21 protein-coding genes and 1 pseudogene are annotated in these 15,942 nt (G+C 43.8%); all 22 read right to left on the bottom strand.

Annotated features, from left to right (window positions below; translation table 11 throughout):
* Positions 1-15: 15 nt before the first annotated feature.
* The 22 genes and pseudogenes from rpsH to rpoC all read right to left on the bottom strand — a co-directional run bounded on the left by rpsH (position 16) and on the right by rpoC (position 15,904).
* Positions 16-414, bottom strand: coding sequence for a 30S ribosomal protein S8 (rpsH, locus tag B7E06_RS20885; RefSeq protein WP_082235758.1), 399 nt, complete (start codon positions 412-414; stop codon positions 16-18).
* Positions 415-445: 31 nt separating this feature from the next.
* Positions 446-631 (bottom strand): type Z 30S ribosomal protein S14, encoded by a 186-nt coding sequence (locus tag B7E06_RS20890; protein WP_082235759.1) that lies wholly within the window; start codon positions 629-631, stop codon positions 446-448.
* Positions 632-657: 26 nt separating this feature from the next.
* The gene (gene rplE, locus B7E06_RS20895) at positions 658-1,197 is read right to left on the bottom strand and encodes a 50S ribosomal protein L5 (protein WP_082235760.1); all 540 of its coding nucleotides are present in this window, start codon (positions 1,195-1,197) and stop codon (positions 658-660) included.
* A gap of 26 nt (positions 1,198-1,223) precedes the next feature.
* On the bottom strand, positions 1,224-1,535 hold the full coding sequence (rplX, locus tag B7E06_RS20900; RefSeq protein WP_082235761.1) for a 50S ribosomal protein L24: 312 nt from the start codon (positions 1,533-1,535) through the stop codon (positions 1,224-1,226).
* 36 nt (positions 1,536-1,571) lie between these two features.
* Positions 1,572-1,940, bottom strand: a complete 369-nt coding sequence (gene rplN, locus B7E06_RS20905) for a 50S ribosomal protein L14 (RefSeq protein ID WP_082235762.1) — start codon at positions 1,938-1,940, stop codon at positions 1,572-1,574.
* A gap of 41 nt (positions 1,941-1,981) precedes the next feature.
* The gene (rpsQ, locus tag B7E06_RS20910; protein WP_082235763.1) at positions 1,982-2,245 is read right to left on the bottom strand and encodes a 30S ribosomal protein S17; all 264 of its coding nucleotides are present in this window, start codon (positions 2,243-2,245) and stop codon (positions 1,982-1,984) included.
* Between the two features lie 24 nt (positions 2,246-2,269).
* The gene (gene rpmC, locus B7E06_RS20915; protein ID WP_082235764.1) at positions 2,270-2,470 is read right to left on the bottom strand and encodes a 50S ribosomal protein L29; all 201 of its coding nucleotides are present in this window, start codon (positions 2,468-2,470) and stop codon (positions 2,270-2,272) included.
* Complete coding sequence (rplP, locus tag B7E06_RS20920; protein ID WP_082235765.1) at positions 2,460-2,894, bottom strand: 50S ribosomal protein L16; 435 nt, start codon at positions 2,892-2,894, stop codon at positions 2,460-2,462. Before rplP ends, rpmC begins: the two co-directional genes overlap by 11 nt.
* Positions 2,888-3,554: pseudogene (gene rpsC / locus B7E06_RS20925) on the bottom strand (30S ribosomal protein S3). Before rpsC ends, rplP begins: the two are co-directional and overlap by 7 nt.
* 3 nt (positions 3,555-3,557) lie before the next feature.
* Positions 3,558-3,899 (bottom strand): 50S ribosomal protein L22, encoded by a 342-nt coding sequence (gene rplV / locus B7E06_RS20930; RefSeq protein WP_082235767.1) that lies wholly within the window; start codon positions 3,897-3,899, stop codon positions 3,558-3,560.
* A 21-nt stretch (positions 3,900-3,920) separates the two neighbouring features.
* Positions 3,921-4,199, bottom strand: coding sequence for a 30S ribosomal protein S19 (gene rpsS / locus B7E06_RS20935; protein ID WP_082235768.1), 279 nt, complete (start codon positions 4,197-4,199; stop codon positions 3,921-3,923).
* A gap of 57 nt (positions 4,200-4,256) precedes the next feature.
* A complete protein-coding gene (rplB, locus tag B7E06_RS20940; RefSeq protein WP_082235769.1) occupies positions 4,257-5,090 on the bottom strand; it encodes a 50S ribosomal protein L2 in 834 nt (277 codons plus the stop codon).
* 34 nt (positions 5,091-5,124) lie between these two features.
* Complete coding sequence (gene rplW / locus B7E06_RS20945; protein ID WP_082235770.1) at positions 5,125-5,412, bottom strand: 50S ribosomal protein L23; 288 nt, start codon at positions 5,410-5,412, stop codon at positions 5,125-5,127.
* Positions 5,412-6,035: a 50S ribosomal protein L4 gene (gene rplD, locus B7E06_RS20950; RefSeq protein ID WP_082235771.1), complete on the bottom strand. Its 624-nt coding sequence runs from the start codon at positions 6,033-6,035 to the stop codon at positions 5,412-5,414. The genes rplW and rplD overlap by 1 nt, the downstream gene beginning before the upstream one ends.
* Positions 6,036-6,057: 22 nt before the next feature.
* Positions 6,058-6,693, bottom strand: coding sequence for a 50S ribosomal protein L3 (rplC, locus tag B7E06_RS20955; protein ID WP_082235772.1), 636 nt, complete (start codon positions 6,691-6,693; stop codon positions 6,058-6,060).
* A 33-nt stretch (positions 6,694-6,726) separates the two neighbouring features.
* Positions 6,727-7,035 carry a 30S ribosomal protein S10 gene (gene rpsJ / locus B7E06_RS20960; protein WP_143414534.1) on the bottom strand — a complete coding sequence of 103 codons (309 nt, stop codon included), beginning with the start codon at positions 7,033-7,035 and terminating at the stop codon, positions 6,727-6,729.
* Positions 7,036-7,437: 402 nt separating this feature from the next.
* On the bottom strand, positions 7,438-8,628 hold the full coding sequence (tuf, locus tag B7E06_RS20965) for an elongation factor Tu (RefSeq protein WP_082235773.1): 1,191 nt from the start codon (positions 8,626-8,628) through the stop codon (positions 7,438-7,440).
* A gap of 129 nt (positions 8,629-8,757) precedes the next feature.
* Positions 8,758-10,836: an elongation factor G gene (fusA, locus tag B7E06_RS20970; protein ID WP_082235774.1), complete on the bottom strand. Its 2,079-nt coding sequence runs from the start codon at positions 10,834-10,836 to the stop codon at positions 8,758-8,760.
* A 42-nt stretch (positions 10,837-10,878) separates the two neighbouring features.
* Entirely contained in the window at positions 10,879-11,349 is a 471-nt protein-coding gene (rpsG, locus tag B7E06_RS20975) for a 30S ribosomal protein S7 (RefSeq protein WP_082235775.1), read from the bottom strand.
* 41 nt (positions 11,350-11,390) lie between these two features.
* Positions 11,391-11,804, bottom strand: a complete 414-nt coding sequence (gene rpsL, locus B7E06_RS20980; RefSeq protein WP_082235776.1) for a 30S ribosomal protein S12 — start codon at positions 11,802-11,804, stop codon at positions 11,391-11,393.
* Positions 11,805-11,898: 94 nt separating this feature from the next.
* Positions 11,899-12,150: a 50S ribosomal protein L7ae-like protein gene (locus B7E06_RS20985; protein WP_082235777.1), complete on the bottom strand. Its 252-nt coding sequence runs from the start codon at positions 12,148-12,150 to the stop codon at positions 11,899-11,901.
* A 145-nt stretch (positions 12,151-12,295) separates the two neighbouring features.
* Positions 12,296-15,904: a DNA-directed RNA polymerase subunit beta' gene (gene rpoC / locus B7E06_RS20990; protein ID WP_082235778.1), complete on the bottom strand. Its 3,609-nt coding sequence runs from the start codon at positions 15,902-15,904 to the stop codon at positions 12,296-12,298.
* Positions 15,905-15,942 lie beyond the last annotated feature (38 nt).

Genomic DNA, 15,942 nt, shown 5'->3' on the forward strand with positions numbered 1-15,942 from the left:
TCTTATCTGTTTTAATTACCAAACGTAAGCTAGAACTTCGCCGCCGATGGCTTGTTCACGAGCTTCTTTGTCTGTTAAAACACCTTTTGAAGTAGAAACAACGGCTACACCTAGGCCATTAAGAACTCTTGGAAGCTCTTCTGCTTTAGCATAAACACGAAGTCCTGGTTTACTGATACGTTTTACACCAGTGATTACACGCTCGTTGTCCTGGCCGTACTTAAGGAAAATACGAAGAACACCTTGCTTGTTGTCTTCAACAAACTCATAATCACGAACAAAACCTTCACGCTTAAGAATATCAGCAATATCTTTTTTCACTTTGGAAGCTGGAAGTTCAAGCTTCTCGTGACGCACCATATTCGCATTACGAATACGAGTAAGCATATCTGCAATTGGATCTGTCATAGTCATAACTCAAATACCTCCTTCCCTAACTAGGGTTTTACCAGCTGGCTTTTTTGACACCAGGGATTTGTCCTTTATATGCAAGTTCACGGAAACAAATACGGCAAAGTTTGAATTTGCGCAGTACGGAATGAGGACGTCCGCAGCGTTCACAGCGTGTATATTCGCGTACTTTGAACTTTTGTTTGCGCTGTTGCTTCGCGACCATTGATTTTTTAGCCACTATTTTCCCTCCTTATGGTTAGCTCATTACTTCTGAAACGGCATACCGAATTGAGCTAATAGTTCACGTGATTCTTCGTCAGTGTCAGCAGTTGTGACGATAACGATGTCCATGCCACGCACTTTATCTACTTTGTCATAATTAATTTCTGGGAAAATCAACTGTTCTTTAACACCTAATGTGTAGTTTCCACGACCATCAAATGCTTTCTTTGAGATTCCACGGAAGTCACGAACACGTGGAAGAGAAACAGCGATCAGCTTTTGGAAGAATTCATACATTCTTTCCCCGCGAAGTGTAACTTTCGCACCGATTGGCATTCCTTCACGAAGACGGAAACCTGCGATAGATTTCTTAGCTTTCGTGATCATTGGCTTTTGACCAGAGATTAAAGATAGTTCTTCAACAGCTGAGTCTAATGCTTTCGCATTTTGAACAGCGTCACCTACACCCATATTAATTACGATCTTTTCAACTTTAGGTGTTTGCATCACAGAGTCATAGTTAAACTTGCTCATTAGTGATGGCACAATTTCTTCCTGATATTTTCTTTTAAGTTCGTTCATCATGTGGCCCTCCTTTCACAACTGGATTATTTATCTAATGCTTCACCAGATTTTTTCGCGATACGAACTTTCTTCCCGTCTTCAACTTTGTATCCTACACGAGTAGGTTCGCCGGATTTTGGATCAATCGGCATAACGTTTGAGACGTGAATTGGCGCTTCTTGTGTAAGAATCCCACCTTGCGGGTTATCTTGTGAAGGCTTTGCGTGTTTCTTAACTTCGTTAACTCCTTCAACAAGGACACGGTCTTTCTTCGGGTAAGCTTCAAGGATTGTTCCCTGCTTCCCTTTATCCTTGCCGGAAATAACTACAACTTTGTCACCTTTTTTCACATGCATGCTTCGCGCACCTCCTTAACAAGGCATTTCAGGTTTTTATAATACTTCTGGCGCTAGTGATACAATCTTCATGAATTTATTATCACGAAGTTCACGAGCAACTGGTCCAAAGATACGAGTACCACGAGGACCTTTATCATCACGAATGATTACGGCTGCATTCTCGTCAAAACGGATATAAGAACCATCTTTACGACGTACACCGCTCTTAGATCGTACAATTACGGCTTTTACTACTTCACCTTTTTTAACAACGCCCCCTGGTGTTGCTTGTTTCACACTAGCAGTGATAATATCACCGATGTTAGCAGTCTTGCGACCAGATCCACCCAATACTTTGATAGTTTGGATTTCACGAGCACCAGAGTTGTCGGCTACTTTCAAACGAGTCTCCTGTTGAATCATACACTGTAACCTCCCTTCGGAATATCTCCGAGCGAACTATATTAAATAATAACGGACTCTTCTACAACTTCAACAAGGCGGAAACGCTTCGTTGCTGATAGCGGACGAGTTTCCATAATGCGAACGATATCACCGTTCTTTGCCTGGTTGTTTTCGTCATGAGTCTTGAATTTTTTAGAATATCTTACACGCTTGCCATAAAGCTTGTGGAACTTATAAGTTTCTACTAGAACAGTGATCGTTTTATCCATTTTGTCAGATACTACACGGCCAGTGTAAACTTTACGATTATTACGTTCACTCATGTGAGGGTGACCTCCTCTCATCTATTAATTATTTACGCCTAGTTCACGTTGGCGAGCAACAGTTTTCATCCGAGCGATAGACTTGCGAACTTCGCGAATGCGAGCAGTGTTCTCAAGTTGACCTGTTGCAAGCTGGAAACGTAGGTTGAAAAGTTCTTCTTTAAGAGACTTAACTTTTTGTTCAATTTCGGCAGTGGTTAATTCACGGATTTCATTAGCCTTCATTGATTTCACCACCAATTTCTTCACGTTTTACAAATTTAGTTCTGATTGGCAGTTTGTGAGAAGCAAGACGCAGCGCTTCGCGTGCAACTTCCTCAGACACACCCGCAATCTCAAACATAATTTTCCCTGGTTTCACAACAGCTACGAAACCTTCTGGAGCACCTTTACCGGAACCCATTCGAACTTCTAGGGGTTTAGCAGTGTAAGGCTTGTCAGGGAAGATTTTAATCCATACTTTACCGCCACGCTTCATGTAACGAGTCATCGCGATACGCGCTGCCTCAATTTGGCGGGCTGTGATCCATGCAGGATCGATTGCTTGAAGACCATATTCACCGAAATCTACTGAAGTACCGCCTTTAGCACGGCCTTTTAAGCTAGCACGGTGTTGACGACGATATTTAACACGTTTAGGCATTAACATAATGCTTTTCCCCCTTCCTTATTTTTCGTTTTTCGTTGGAAGGACTTCTCCACGATAAATCCACACTTTAACACCAAGCTTACCGTAAGTTGTGTCAGCTTCTGCAGTACCATAATCGATGTCTGCACGAAGTGTGTGAAGTGGTACAGTTCCTTCGCTGTAATATTCAGCACGAGCGATATCCGCACCGCCTAGACGACCAGAAACTTGTGTACGAATACCTTTCGCTCCTGCACGCATAGCGCGTTGAAGAGTTTGTTTTTGTGCACGACGGAAAGATACACGGTTTTCCAGTTGACGTGCGATGTTATCCGCTACAAGAGCAGCGTTTAAATCTGGCTTCTTCACCTCAACGATGTTGATGTGTACACGTTTGCCAGTAAGTTCATTTAAAGATTTACGAAGTGCTTCTACTTCAGAACCGCCTTTACCAATAACCATACCTGGCTTAGCAGTGTGAATAGTAATATTTACACGGTTTGCTGCACGTTCGATTTCGATCGTAGATACGGCAGCATCTTTAAGACGTTTTTCAGTATACTCACGAATTTTAATATCTTCATGCAATAAGTCAGCATAGTCTTTGCCAGCGTACCACTTTGACTCCCAGTCACGGATAACGCCGATACGAAGACCTATCGGATTAACTTTTTGACCCACTGATTATCCCTCCTTCTTTTCTGATACCACTACTGTGATGTGGCTCGTACGTTTGTTGATTTGACTTGCACGTCCCATCGCGCGAGGGCGGAAACGTTTAAGGGTTACGCCTTCGTTGACGTAAGCTTCGGAAACGTACAAATTATCTGTATCCATTTCATAATTGTGTTCAGCATTTGCAATCGCAGATTTCAGTACTTTCTCGATGATTGGAGAAGCACCGCGCTGTGTTAAGCGTAATGTTGCGATTGCGTCACCAACGTTTTTTCCTCGAATTAAATCGATAACTAAACGAGCTTTACGAGGAGCAATACGAACGGTTTTAGCAACTGCTTTAGCTTGCATTAGAGTAGCCTCCTCTCTCCATTAGCGTTTTGTTTTCTTGTCGTCGCCAGAGTGTCCCTTGAACGTACGGGATGGCGCGAACTCGCCAAGTTTATGACCTACCATATCTTCAGTCACGTAAACGGGTACGTGTTTGCGTCCATCATAAACTGCGATCGTGTGTCCGACAAAGTTTGGGAAGATTGTAGAACGGCGAGACCAAGTCTTGATCACCTGGTTTTTGCTATCTTCGTTTAACTTTTCTACCTTTTTCATCAAATGATCATCTACAAAAGGTCCTTTTTTCAGGCTGCGGCCCATGAGTAAACCTCCCTTCGCGATTGAGAGACGGGTTTTTCCGCCCGTCGTTCAATCCCGTTATTTTTTACCTCTTCTACGAACGATATATTTATCAGACGGCTTGTTGCGTTGGCGTGTTTTGTAACCAAGAGTTGGCTTACCCCATGGAGTAACTGGAGAAGGTCGACCGATTGGTGCACGTCCTTCACCACCACCGTGTGGGTGATCGCTAGGGTTCATTACAGAACCACGAACAGTTGGGCGCTTGCCTTTCCAGCGGGAACGACCTGCTTTACCAACACTGATAAGTTCGTGTTCCAGGTTTCCAACTTGACCGACTGTAGCACGACATGTGCTTAGGATCAGACGTACTTCACCAGAAGCAAGACGTACAAGAGTGTATTTTTCTTCACGACCAAGAATCTGTGCAGAAGCACCTGCAGAACGTGCAAGCTGTCCTCCGCGTCCAGGTTTAAGCTCAACATTATGAATGATTGTACCTACAGGAATGTCTTTCAATTGAAGAGCATGACCTGTTTTAATGTCAGCACCTTGACCGGATAGAATTTCATTACCTACCTTAAGCCCTTTTGGAGCCAGGATATAACGTTTTTCACCATCAACATAGTTGATTAGTGCAATATTAGCGGAGCGGTTTGGATCGTATTCAATCGTAGCAACGCGTCCAGGTATTCCATCTTTGTCGCGTTTAAAGTCGATAATACGATATTGACGCTTGTGACCTCCGCCCTGATGACGAACTGTCAGTCTTCCCTGGTTGTTACGTCCTCCACGTTTGTGAAGCGGGGCAACTAGGGAGCGTTCAGGTTTGTCAGTAGTGATCTCAGAGAAATCAGATACTGTCATGTGTCGACGACCGTTAGTAATAGGTCGGAACTTTTTAATCGCCATCTTTTTTCCCTCCTTACATGTTAAGATTTATAGTTTATACTTCAAAGAATTCTAGTTCTTCACTGTCTTGTGTCAACGTAACGACTGCTTTCTTACGATCAGAACGGTATCCACCGTAACGACCCATACGCTTGAACTTACCTTTAAGGTTCATAGTGTTCACACGAGCAACTTTTACGCCGAAGATTTCTTCAACTGCGTTTTTAATTTCAGTCTTGTTTGCTTTTGTGCTCACTTCAAACGTATATTTCTTTTCTCCCATAAGGTCAGCAGAATGTTCTGTAATGACAGGGCGTTTAATGATATCGCGTGGTTCTTTCATTATGAGAGCACCTCCCCTGCTTTTTCAGCTGCTTCCTTCGTTAGGATAAGCTTGTCATGCGTTAGTAAATCTAACACACTTACTTCGCTAATAGTAGTAACTGTAACCGTAGGAATGTTGCTTGAAGAAAGAACGACATTTTCATTCTTGTCTGCAGTCACGATTAGAGCTTTTTGATTAACTTCAAGACCTTTAAGGATCTCAACAACTTCTTTAGTTTTTGGAGCTTCCAATGAAAGATCTTCAAGCACCACGATATTTTCTTCCTGTACTTTGGAAGAGAAAGCAGACTGAAGTGCTAAACGACGAACTTTTCTAGGCAATTTATAGCTGTAGCTGCGTGGTGTAGGTCCGAATACTGTTCCACCGCCTACCCACTGTGGTGCGCGGATTGTACCCTGACGAGCACGTCCAGTACCTTTTTGGCGCCATGGCTTACGGCCGCCGCCGCGTACTTCAGAACGGTTTTTAACTTTGTGTGTACCCTGACGCTGAGAAGCTTGCTGGGCCACAACTGCTTCATGTAAAACATGAGTGTTTGGTTCAATACCAAAAACAGCGTCATTCAGTTCAACATCTCCAACTTTAGAGCCGCTTTGGTTTAATAGTGCTACTTTAGGCATGACATATCCTCCCTTCGTTTAATTATTTGCTAGCCTTTACTGCACTCGTAATTTTAACGTAAGATTTTTTCGCTCCAGGAACGTTACCTTTAATAAGAAGAAGATTACGCTCAGCATCTACTTGAACAACTTCAAGGTTTTGCAGAGTTACTGTTTCTCCGCCCATTTGTCCTGCAAGGCCTTTACCTTTGAAGACTTTAGATGGGTCAGCACCCTGTCCCATGGAACCAGAACGACGGTGGAAACGGGAACCGTGGCTCATCGGGCCGCGAGATTGGTTGTGACGCTTAATTGCGCCTTGGAAACCTTTCCCTTTAGAAGTTCCTGTTACATCAATTACGTCTCCTGCTTCGAAAATATCCACCTTAACCTCTTGACCTAATTCATAGTCATCAAGGTTAGTATTACGGAATTCACGAATGTAGCGCTTAGGTGTTGTGCTTGCTTTATCAGCATGACCTTTAGCAGCTTTTTTCTGACGGTTCTTTTTTTCATCGGCGAAACCAAGCTGGATCGCTTCATAACCGTCATTTTCAGCTGTTTTCATTTGCAGCACAACGTTTGGTTCAGCTTGTACTACTGTTACTGGAATTAACTCTCCGCTTTCAGAGAAGATTTGAGTCATTCCGACTTTTCTTCCTAAGATTCCTTTCGTCATCCGTTACACCTCCTATTATTGTTTCATTATAATTTATAGTTTGATTTCGATATCCACACCAGATGGCAGGTCAAGACGCATTAGTGAATCAACCGTCTGTGGTGTTGGATTAACAATGTCGATTAAACGTTTGTGTGTGCGCATTTCGAACTGTTCACGAGCATCTTTATACTTGTGTGTCGCACGAAGTACTGTATAGATAGACTTCTCAGTTGGAAGCGGGATTGGACCTGATACTTTAGCACCAGAGCGCTTCGCTGTGTCTACGATTTTTTCAGCGGACTGATCCAGAACTCTGTGATCATACGCCTTTAAACGAATACGAATTTTTTCTTTTGCCATTATTTTCCCTCCTTCATCGCCCATTTTTTGAAATAGACATTCTCCGCGAAAATTCCTCGACTCACCCGCCATGGCAAAGGGGCCGGGTGTGTCAACAACCTTTCGCATCATCGCCTTTTATGACCAACATTACTCATTATATAGAAGAAAAGCGGTCATTGCAAGGGATATTCAAAATTTATTTAACTATGAACACCTCAAAAGAGTATACTAGGTTTTTTCCTTCATTTCAACCGTATAAGAGCATTGTTGGGCATATTCATTAATTTTTTTATAATTTGAGGTATTTCTTCATCTTTTCATTATGTTTTTTAGATTTGTTGACTTAGAACTTCTTTTCTTTCCATAAATAAAAAACAAGCAGCTCTCCTAAAGAGAAGCTGCTTGTTTGGAAGTTTCTAATTACTCAGTGATAGAAGCAACAACGCCAGCGCCTACTGTACGTCCGCCTTCACGGATAGAAAACTTAGTTCCATCTTCAATCGCGATTGGAGAGATAAGTTCTACAGTCATCTCAACGTTATCTCCAGGCATAACCATTTCCACACCTTCTGGAAGCTGGATAACGCCAGTTACGTCAGTTGTACGGAAGTAGAACTGAGGACGGTAGTTAGAGAAGAATGGAGTGTGACGTCCACCTTCGTCTTTAGATAGTACGTAAACCTCAGCTTGGAACTTCGTGTGTGGAGTGATTGTACCAGGCTTAGCAAGTACTTGTCCACGGTTGATATCTTCACGGTTAACACCACGAAGAAGGGCACCGATGTTATCTCCAGCTTCAGCATAGTCAAGAAGCTTACGGAACATTTCTACACCAGTGATTGTAGTTTTCTTAGCTTCTGGAGCAAGACCGATGATTTCAACTTCGTCACCGACTTTAATTTGTCCACGCTCAACACGTCCTGTAGCAACTGTACCACGGCCAGTGATTGAGAATACGTCCTCAACAGGCATCATGAACGGCTTATCAGTGTCACGCTCAGGGTTTGGAATGTAAGCATCAACAGCATCCATTAGGTCGAAGATGCGCTGCTCGTACTCAGCGTCTCCTTCTAGAGCTTTAAGAGCAGAACCGCTGATAACTGGTACATCGTCACCATCGAAGTCATACTCAGAAAGAAGATCGCGAACTTCCATTTCTACTAGTTCAAGAAGCTCTTCGTCATCTACCATGTCAGTTTTGTTAAGGAATACTACGATTTGTGGTACACCAACCTGACGGGAAAGTAGGATGTGCTCACGAGTTTGTGGCATTGGACCGTCAGCTGCAGATACAACTAGAATCGCTCCGTCCATTTGCGCAGCACCAGTGATCATGTTTTTAACATAGTCAGCGTGTCCTGGGCAGTCAACGTGTGCATAGTGGCGGTTTTCAGTTTCATACTCAACGTGTGCAGTGGAGATTGTGATTCCACGCTCGCGCTCTTCTGGAGCACCGTCGATCATGTCATATGCCATTGCAGTACCAGAACCGGATTTCTTGTGAAGAACAGTAGTGATTGCTGCAGTTAGAGTTGTTTTACCATGGTCAACGTGGCCAATAGTACCAATGTTAACGTGGTCTTTGGAACGGTCAAATTTTTCTTTACCCATTCTATATTTCCTCCTTTTAAATAAAACAAAAAGTTTAGTTTTTAAGTTACTAATTTATTTGAAGCATAGAGGGCTTAAGCCCCATGTGCTTACAATACAAGTTATACTTGAACTTGGCAAAAAAATCAATTATTCACCTGCATTTTTCTTGATGATCTCTTCAGAAATGCTCTTAGGAACTTCTTCGTAGTGATCGAAGTGCATTGTGTAAGTTCCACGGCCTTGTGTATTAGAACGAAGAGCCGTCGCATAACCGAACATCTCAGAAAGTGGTACAAATGCTTTAACCACTTGTGCAGAGCCACGAGTTTCCATACCTTCTACACGTCCACGACGGGAAGTGATGTCACCCATGATGTCACCCATGTATTCTTCAGGAATAACCACTTCAACCTTCATAAGCGGCTCAAGTAGAACGGGCTGACACTTGCTTTTCGCCTGTTTAAGCGCCATAGAAGCGGCAACTTTAAAGGCCATTTCGTTAGAGTCAACATCGTGGTAAGAACCATCATAAAGAGTAGCCTTAATGTCAACCATTGGGTAGCCAGCTAATACACCGTTCTCCATAGATTCTTTAATACCTTGTTCTACAGATGGGATATATTCACGTGGTACTACACCACCAACGATTTTGTTAACGAATTCGTAGCCGGCGCCTTCTTCGTTTGGTTCAAATTTAACCCAAACGTGACCGAATTGTCCACGACCACCAGACTGACGCACGAATTTACCTTCAACTTCCGCACTGCCGCGGAATGTTTCACGGTAAGCAACTTGTGGAGCACCAATGTTCGCTTCTACTTTAAACTCACGACGCATACGGTCAACGATGATATCTAAGTGAAGTTCACCCATACCAGCGATAATCGTTTGACCAGTTTCTACGTTTGTTTCAGTACGGAACGTTGGATCTTCTTCAGCAAGTTTACCAAGTGCTACAGACATTTTGTCTTGATCGGCTTTAGATTTAGGCTCGATCGCAACAGAGATAACCGGTTCTGGGAATTCCATGGATTCAAGGATTACAAGACTCTTCTCATCACATAGAGTGTCACCAGTACTTGTGTCTTTAAGACCTACAGCACCTGCAATATCTCCAGCATACACAGTTGAAATCTCTTCACGGGAGTTGGCGTGCATTTGCAGGATACGTCCTACACGCTCACGCTTATCCTTCGTAGAGTTTTTCACGTAAGAACCAGAGTTTAAAGTACCAGAATAAACACGGAAGAATGTAAGTTTACCAACGTAAGGGTCAGTCGCTACTTTAAAAGCTAAAGCAGAGAATGGCTCGTTATCGTCAGGCTTACGAACAACTTGTTCTTCTGTTTGTGGAACGTGACCTTCAATTGGAGGTACATCTAGTGGAGATGGAAGATAATCGATAACTCCATCAATTAGAAGTTGAACCCCTTTGTTTTTAAAGGCTGAACCACAGAATACCGGGTAAAAGTCTACAGTTAGAGTCGCAGCACGGATCGCTGATTTCAACTCATCGTTTGTGATCTCTTCCCCTTCTAGATATTTCATCATTAGATCTTCATCTAGTTCTGCAACAGCTTCTATAAGCAATGTGCGGTATTCTTCAGCTTGTTCTTTGTACTCATCAGGGATTTCGCGCGCTTCTGCACGAGTTCCAAGATCATCCAAGTAGAAGAAAGCTTCCATAGTAACAAGGTCAATGATTCCTTCGAAGTCATCTTCTGCACCGATCGGAAGTTGCACGGCTGCTGCGTTAGCACCCAGACGGTCTTTTAATGTACCTAAAGAATAGATAAAGTCGGCACCGATTTTATCCATTTTGTTTACAAAAACAATACGTGGCACACCATAAGTTGTTGCCTGACGCCATACAGTCTCAGTTTGCGGTTCTACACCAGACTGAGCATCAAGTACAGCTACAGATCCATCAAGAACACGCAAGGAACGCTCAACTTCAACAGTGAAGTCTACGTGTCCTGGAGTATCGATGATGTTGATACGGTGATCTTTCCACTGAGCAGTTGTCGCAGCGGAAGTAATAGTAATTCCACGCTCCTGTTCCTGCTCCATCCAGTCCATTTGGGAAGCCCCTTCGTGAGTTTCACCAATTTTGTGGATACGTCCTGTGTAGAAAAGAATACGCTCGGTAGCTGTCGTTTTACCGGCATCAATGTGAGCCATGATCCCGATATTACGAGTCTTTTCCAAGGAGAACTCTCTAGCCATGATTTTTTCTCCTTCCTGATTGAAAGATTATTTCGTTTTAAATTACCAACGATAGTGAGCGAATGCTTTGTTAGCTTCCGCCATTTTGTGCATATCTTCACGGCGCTTAACTGCTGCACCGGTATTGTTACCTGCATCTAGAATTTCATTCGCAAGACGCTCTTCCATTGTTTTTTCTCCGCGAAGACGCGCATAGTTTACAATGAAACGAAGGCCTAGCGCTTGACGGCGTTCCGGGCGCACCTCAACTGGTACTTGGTAGTTAGATCCACCTACACGGCGTGCGCGTACTTCTAGTACTGGCATTACATTTTTCATAGCTTGTTCGAAAGTTTCCATAGCGTCGTTGCCGCTGCGTTCTTGAACAAGTTCAAATGCTTTATAAAGAATTTTCTGAGCTTTACCGCGCTGTCCGTCAACCATGATTTGGTTGATTAAGCGAGTAACAAGCTTAGAGTTATACATTGGATCTGGTAACACATCACGTTTAGCTACTGGTCCTTTACGTGGCATATGTCCCCCTCCTTTCCTTTTAAGTTGATATCATAATGTTATTATTTCTTAGGCTTCTTCGTACCGTATTTAGAACGTCCTTGCATACGTCCGTCAACACTTGCTGTATCCAGCGCGCCACGAACGATGTGGTAACGCACACCTGGTAAGTCTTTAACACGACCGCCGCGGATAAGAACAACACTGTGCTCTTGCAGGTTGTGGCCGATTCCAGGGATGTAGGCGTTAACTTCGATCTGGTTAGTTAAGCGAACACGAGCATACTTACGTAGTGCGGAGTTCGGTTTCTTCGGAGTCATAGTACCTACACGTGTGCAAACCCCACGTTTTTGTGGAGAAGACTGATCAGTCATACGCTTTTTATAGCTGTTATAGCCTTTGTTCAAAGCTGGTGAGTCAGACTTTCTACCTTTGCTTACACGTCCTTTACGAACTAGCTGATTAATTGTTGGCATTTAGTTATCCTCCCTTCAACATTTTTCAATACCACACATCCAGGTGGTTCATAAAAAGGCAAAAAACAAAGCTTTCGCGTTTACCGCCAAAACTTTATTGCTTTATCGCCACAGTTGCAGCTCCCACTTCAATGCCGCACGCTCTGCCCAGTTCCTTCATCGAGTCTACTCTCGAATGGAGAATGTTCAACTGTGCTGCTAGGGCAGCTACTTTAGATGTCATTGATGGTTCGGCATCATCTGCCGTTATGACTTCAACCACTTCTCCACTTTTCATAGCTTTAAGGGTTTGTTTCGTTCCAATGACTATATCTGTTTTAGCCTGTGCTACTTTTTCATAAGACATCTTCATATCCTCCAAAGTAACAAGGATAAACGGAAGCACCTTGATAATAGTATCACCCTGAAAAACCCATGTCAACTGGATTTTAAAAATAGTTGCTTATCAAGGCGTTCCGTTATTATATCCGTTGTTTACTTTCATTGAAAGTTTATGGCTGAGTGATCTCTTCTGCCGTCTTCTGCTTTTCTTCCTGCTGTTCAGACTCTGCTTTAATCGTACGATAGCGGTTCATACCAGTACCAGCTGGTACGAGTTTACCGATGATGACATTCTCTTTCAGTCCAAGAAGCTCATCGCGCTTACCTTTAATTGCTGCATCTGTCAGGACACGAGTTGTCTCCTGGAAGGATGCTGCGGAAAGGAAGCTGTCTGTTTCAAGCGATGCTTTTGTAATACCAAGAATGACTGGTCGGCCGACAGCCGGCTGGCCGCCTTCCATAAGCACTCTTTGGTTAGCTTCTTTAAACTGGTGAATTTCAAGGAGTGAGCCTGGTAGTACATCTGTATCTCCAGAATCGAGAACACGAACTTTACGAAGCATTTGACGAACCATAACTTCTACGTGCTTATCGGAAATTTCAACACCTTGCATACGGTAAACTTTTTGAACTTCTTTCAGAAGATACTCCTGAACTCCATCGAGACCTTGAACTGTAAGAAGTTCTTTCGGGTCAATAGAACCTTCTGTCAGAGGTTCACCTGCTTTTACTTCATCGCCAATCGCTACTTTAAGTCTTGAGCCATAAGGTGCAGTATAGGAGCGAGTTTCCACTTTTCCTTGGACCACAATTTCCTGTTTTTCTTTAACTTCATTAATATCGTGAACGGTACCCTCGATCTCTGTAATAACAGCCTGACCTTTAGGGTTACGTGCTTCCACGATCTCCTGGATACGAGGAAGACCTTGCGTGATATCATCTCCTGCAACACCGCCTGTGTGGAAGGTACGCATTGTAAGCTGTGTACCTGGTTCACCGATGGATTGTGCAGCGATAATACCAACAGCTTCTCCTACTTCTACCTCATCCCCAGTGGCAAGGTTACGTCCGTAACACTTCTTACAAACACCGTGTTTCGTGTTACAAGTGAAGGCAGAGCGGATAAGCACTTTCTCAATACCTGCATCCACAATTTGTTTAGCCGCATCTTCGAAGATTACTTCGTTGCGATTTGCCAGCACCTGACCAGTTTCCGGATGCTCGATCCTCTGGAAAGATGTCCGGCCGATCAGTCGGTCGATCAGTGGTTCGATCATTTCGGTACCCTCTTTTAAGGATGCTACCGTTAAGCCTCGGTCTGTTCCACAGTCGTCTTCTCTTACGATGACATCCTGCGCCACGTCTACAAGTCGACGAGTCAGATAACCTGAGTCGGCTGTCTTCAGTGCCGTATCGGCAAGACCTTTACGGGCACCGTGTGTGGAGATAAAGTACTCAAGTACAGTCAGACCTTCACGGAAGCTGGACTTAATCGGAAGTTCGATGATTCGTCCAGCCGGGTTAGCCATAAGACCACGCATACCAGCAAGCTGAGTGAAGTTAGAGGCGTTACCACGGGCTCCGGAATCACTCATCATAAAGATCGGGTTACGCGGATCAAGGGACTGCATCAAGCGGTCCTGGATCGTGTCTTTACAAGCAGACCATATTTCAATAACACGGTCATAACGCTCTTCTTCTGTGATTAAACCACGGCGGAACTGCTTAAGCACTTTATCTACTTTAGCTTGAGCTTCTTCAAGAATCTCCTGCTTCTCTGGAAGTACTACTACGTCAGATACACCAACAGTGATACCCGCTTTAGTAGAATAAGCAAAGCCTAAGTCCTTCATGCGGTCAAGCATTTTGGAAGTTTCACTGATAGAGAAACGCTTAAATACTTCAGCGATAATATCTCCAAGGATCCCTTTCTTAAACGGAAGAACTTCTTTGCGGCTGGCAATTTCTTTCTTCACGTCTGTACCTTTTTCAATAAAGTAGTGATCCGGAGTTTTAATTTCTAAGTTCTCTTGAGTCGGTTCATTCATATAAGGGAATGAATTTGGAAGCATCTCATTAAAGATCAGTTTACCAATCGTAGTGAGTAATAACTGTTTATTCTGTGCTTCCGTAAATGTCTCATTATTCAATGAGCTGGCTTGAACCGCCACCCGTGTGTGAAGGTGAGCGTAGCCATTCTGATAGGCCATTAGTGCTTCATTCGAGTCTTTAATGACCATCCCTTCACCGACTGCACCTTCACGTTCAAGAGTAAGGTAATAGTTACCCAGTACCATATCCTGTGATGGTGTAACAACAGGCTTTCCATCCTTAGGGTTCAGGATGTTCTGCGCAGCCAGCATAAGGATACGGGCTTCCGCCTGTGCTTCAGAAGATAGCGGAACGTGTACAGCCATTTGGTCACCGTCAAAGTCAGCGTTATATGCTGTACATACGAGCGGGTGAAGACGAATGGCACGTCCTTCTACTAATGTAGGTTCAAACGCCTGGATTCCTAAACGGTGCAATGTTGGTGCACGGTTCAGCAGAACTGGGTGTTCCCTAATTACATCTTCAAGAACGTCCCACACCTCTGGATGAATACGTTCAATCTTGCGTTTCGCAGACTTAATGTTATGAGCTAATCCACGAGATACAAGTTCTTTCATAACGAAAGGCTTGAACAATTCAAGAGCCATTTCTTTTGGAAGTCCACATTGATACATTTTCAGGTTAGGACCTACAACGATAACGGAACGGCCGGAATAGTCAACACGTTTACCGAGCAGGTTTTGACGGAAACGACCCTGTTTACCTTTCAGCATGTGGGAAAGAGATTTAAGCGGACGGTTTCCTGGCCCTGTAACCGGACGGCCGCGACGGCCGTTATCGATTAAAGCATCGACAGCTTCCTGAAGCATACGTTTTTCGTTTTGTACGATAATTGTCGGTGCTCCAAGATCAAGCAGTCGCTTCAAGCGGTTGTTACGGTTGATCACACGGCGATATAGGTCATTAAGGTCAGATGTCGCAAAACGTCCGCCGTCCAGCTGAACCATCGGGCGAAGTTCCGGCGGTATTACCGGAAGCACATCTAAAATCATCCATGATGGATTATTTCCAGAGTTACGGAATGATTCAAGCACTTCAAGACGCTTAATCGCACGTGTGCGGCGCTGTCCCTGAGCTGTTTTCAGCTCTTCTTTTAAAGATTCGACTTCGCCATCTAAATCAATATCATAAAGGAGCTTGCGAATAGCTTCCGCTCCCATTGCTGCCTGGAATCCCTGGCCGTATTTTTCACGGTAGGAACGATACTCTTTTTCTGAGAGAAGCTGCTTTTTATCCAGTGCCGTTTCGCCTGGATCTGTAACAATATAGGCAGCGAAATAAATAACCTCTTCAAGAGCACGCGGGGACATATCAAGAACAAGGCCCATACGGCTCGGAATACCTTTAAAATACCAGATGTGAGAGACAGGGGCAGCCAGTTCCAGGTGCCCCATACGCTCACGGCGTACTTTAGCCTTTGTTACTTCTACACCACATCGGTCACAAACGACGCCTTTATAGCGTACACGCTTATACTTTCCGCAGTGACATTCCCAGTCTTTTTGCGGCCCAAAAATTCTTTCACAGAATAAGCCGTCTTTTTCTGGTTTTAACGTACGATAGTTAATTGTCTCGGGCTTCTTCACTTCACCATAAGACCAAGAACGAATCTTGTCTGGTGAAGCCAGACCGATTTTCATATACTCAAATTTATTTACATCTAGCAAGGGGCCTACCTCCCTTTTAGTCTCCGGGTTCTACCCTA

The sequence above is a fragment of the Halobacillus massiliensis genome (genome assembly GCF_900166625.1).
Classification (GTDB): Bacteria; Bacillota; Bacilli; order Bacillales; family Halobacillaceae; genus Halobacillus_A; species Halobacillus_A massiliensis.

What these genes read in the sequence shown, in the direction of transcription:
- rplD (WP_082235771.1), bottom strand. Translation starts at nt 6,035, where the DNA reads ATGCCTAAAGTAGCACTATTAAACCAAAGCGGCTCTAAAGTTGGAGAT.
- rpsH (WP_082235758.1), bottom strand. Translation starts at nt 414, where the DNA reads ATGACTATGACAGATCCAATTGCAGATATGCTTACTCGTATTCGTAAT.
- rpsG (WP_082235775.1), bottom strand. Translation starts at nt 11,349, where the DNA reads ATGCCACGTAAAGGACCAGTAGCTAAACGTGATGTGTTACCAGATCCA.
- rplN (WP_082235762.1), bottom strand. Translation starts at nt 1,940, where the DNA reads ATGATTCAACAGGAGACTCGTTTGAAAGTAGCCGACAACTCTGGTGCT.
- tuf (WP_082235773.1), bottom strand. Translation starts at nt 8,628, where the DNA reads ATGGGTAAAGAAAAATTTGACCGTTCCAAAGACCACGTTAACATTGGT.
- rplX (WP_082235761.1), bottom strand. Translation starts at nt 1,535, where the DNA reads ATGCATGTGAAAAAAGGTGACAAAGTTGTAGTTATTTCCGGCAAGGAT.
- B7E06_RS20985 (WP_082235777.1), bottom strand. Translation starts at nt 12,150, where the DNA reads ATGTCTTATGAAAAAGTAGCACAGGCTAAAACAGATATAGTCATTGGA.
- rpsL (WP_082235776.1), bottom strand. Translation starts at nt 11,804, where the DNA reads ATGCCAACAATTAATCAGCTAGTTCGTAAAGGACGTGTAAGCAAAGGT.
- rpsJ (WP_143414534.1), bottom strand. Translation starts at nt 7,035, where the DNA reads ATGGCAAAAGAAAAAATTCGTATTCGTTTAAAGGCGTATGATCACAGA.
- rplE (WP_082235760.1), bottom strand. Translation starts at nt 1,197, where the DNA reads ATGAACGAACTTAAAAGAAAATATCAGGAAGAAATTGTGCCATCACTA.
- rpsS (WP_082235768.1), bottom strand. Translation starts at nt 4,199, where the DNA reads ATGGGCCGCAGCCTGAAAAAAGGACCTTTTGTAGATGATCATTTGATG.
- fusA (WP_082235774.1), bottom strand. Translation starts at nt 10,836, where the DNA reads ATGGCTAGAGAGTTCTCCTTGGAAAAGACTCGTAATATCGGGATCATG.
- rplP (WP_082235765.1), bottom strand. Translation starts at nt 2,894, where the DNA reads ATGTTAATGCCTAAACGTGTTAAATATCGTCGTCAACACCGTGCTAGC.
- rplW (WP_082235770.1), bottom strand. Translation starts at nt 5,412, where the DNA reads ATGAAAGAACCACGCGATATCATTAAACGCCCTGTCATTACAGAACAT.
- rplV (WP_082235767.1), bottom strand. Translation starts at nt 3,899, where the DNA reads ATGCAAGCTAAAGCAGTTGCTAAAACCGTTCGTATTGCTCCTCGTAAA.
- rplB (WP_082235769.1), bottom strand. Translation starts at nt 5,090, where the DNA reads ATGGCGATTAAAAAGTTCCGACCTATTACTAACGGTCGTCGACACATG.
- rpsQ (WP_082235763.1), bottom strand. Translation starts at nt 2,245, where the DNA reads ATGAGTGAACGTAATAATCGTAAAGTTTACACTGGCCGTGTAGTATCT.
- rpmC (WP_082235764.1), bottom strand. Translation starts at nt 2,470, where the DNA reads ATGAAGGCTAATGAAATCCGTGAATTAACCACTGCCGAAATTGAACAA.
- rplC (WP_082235772.1), bottom strand. Translation starts at nt 6,693, where the DNA reads ATGACGAAAGGAATCTTAGGAAGAAAAGTCGGAATGACTCAAATCTTC.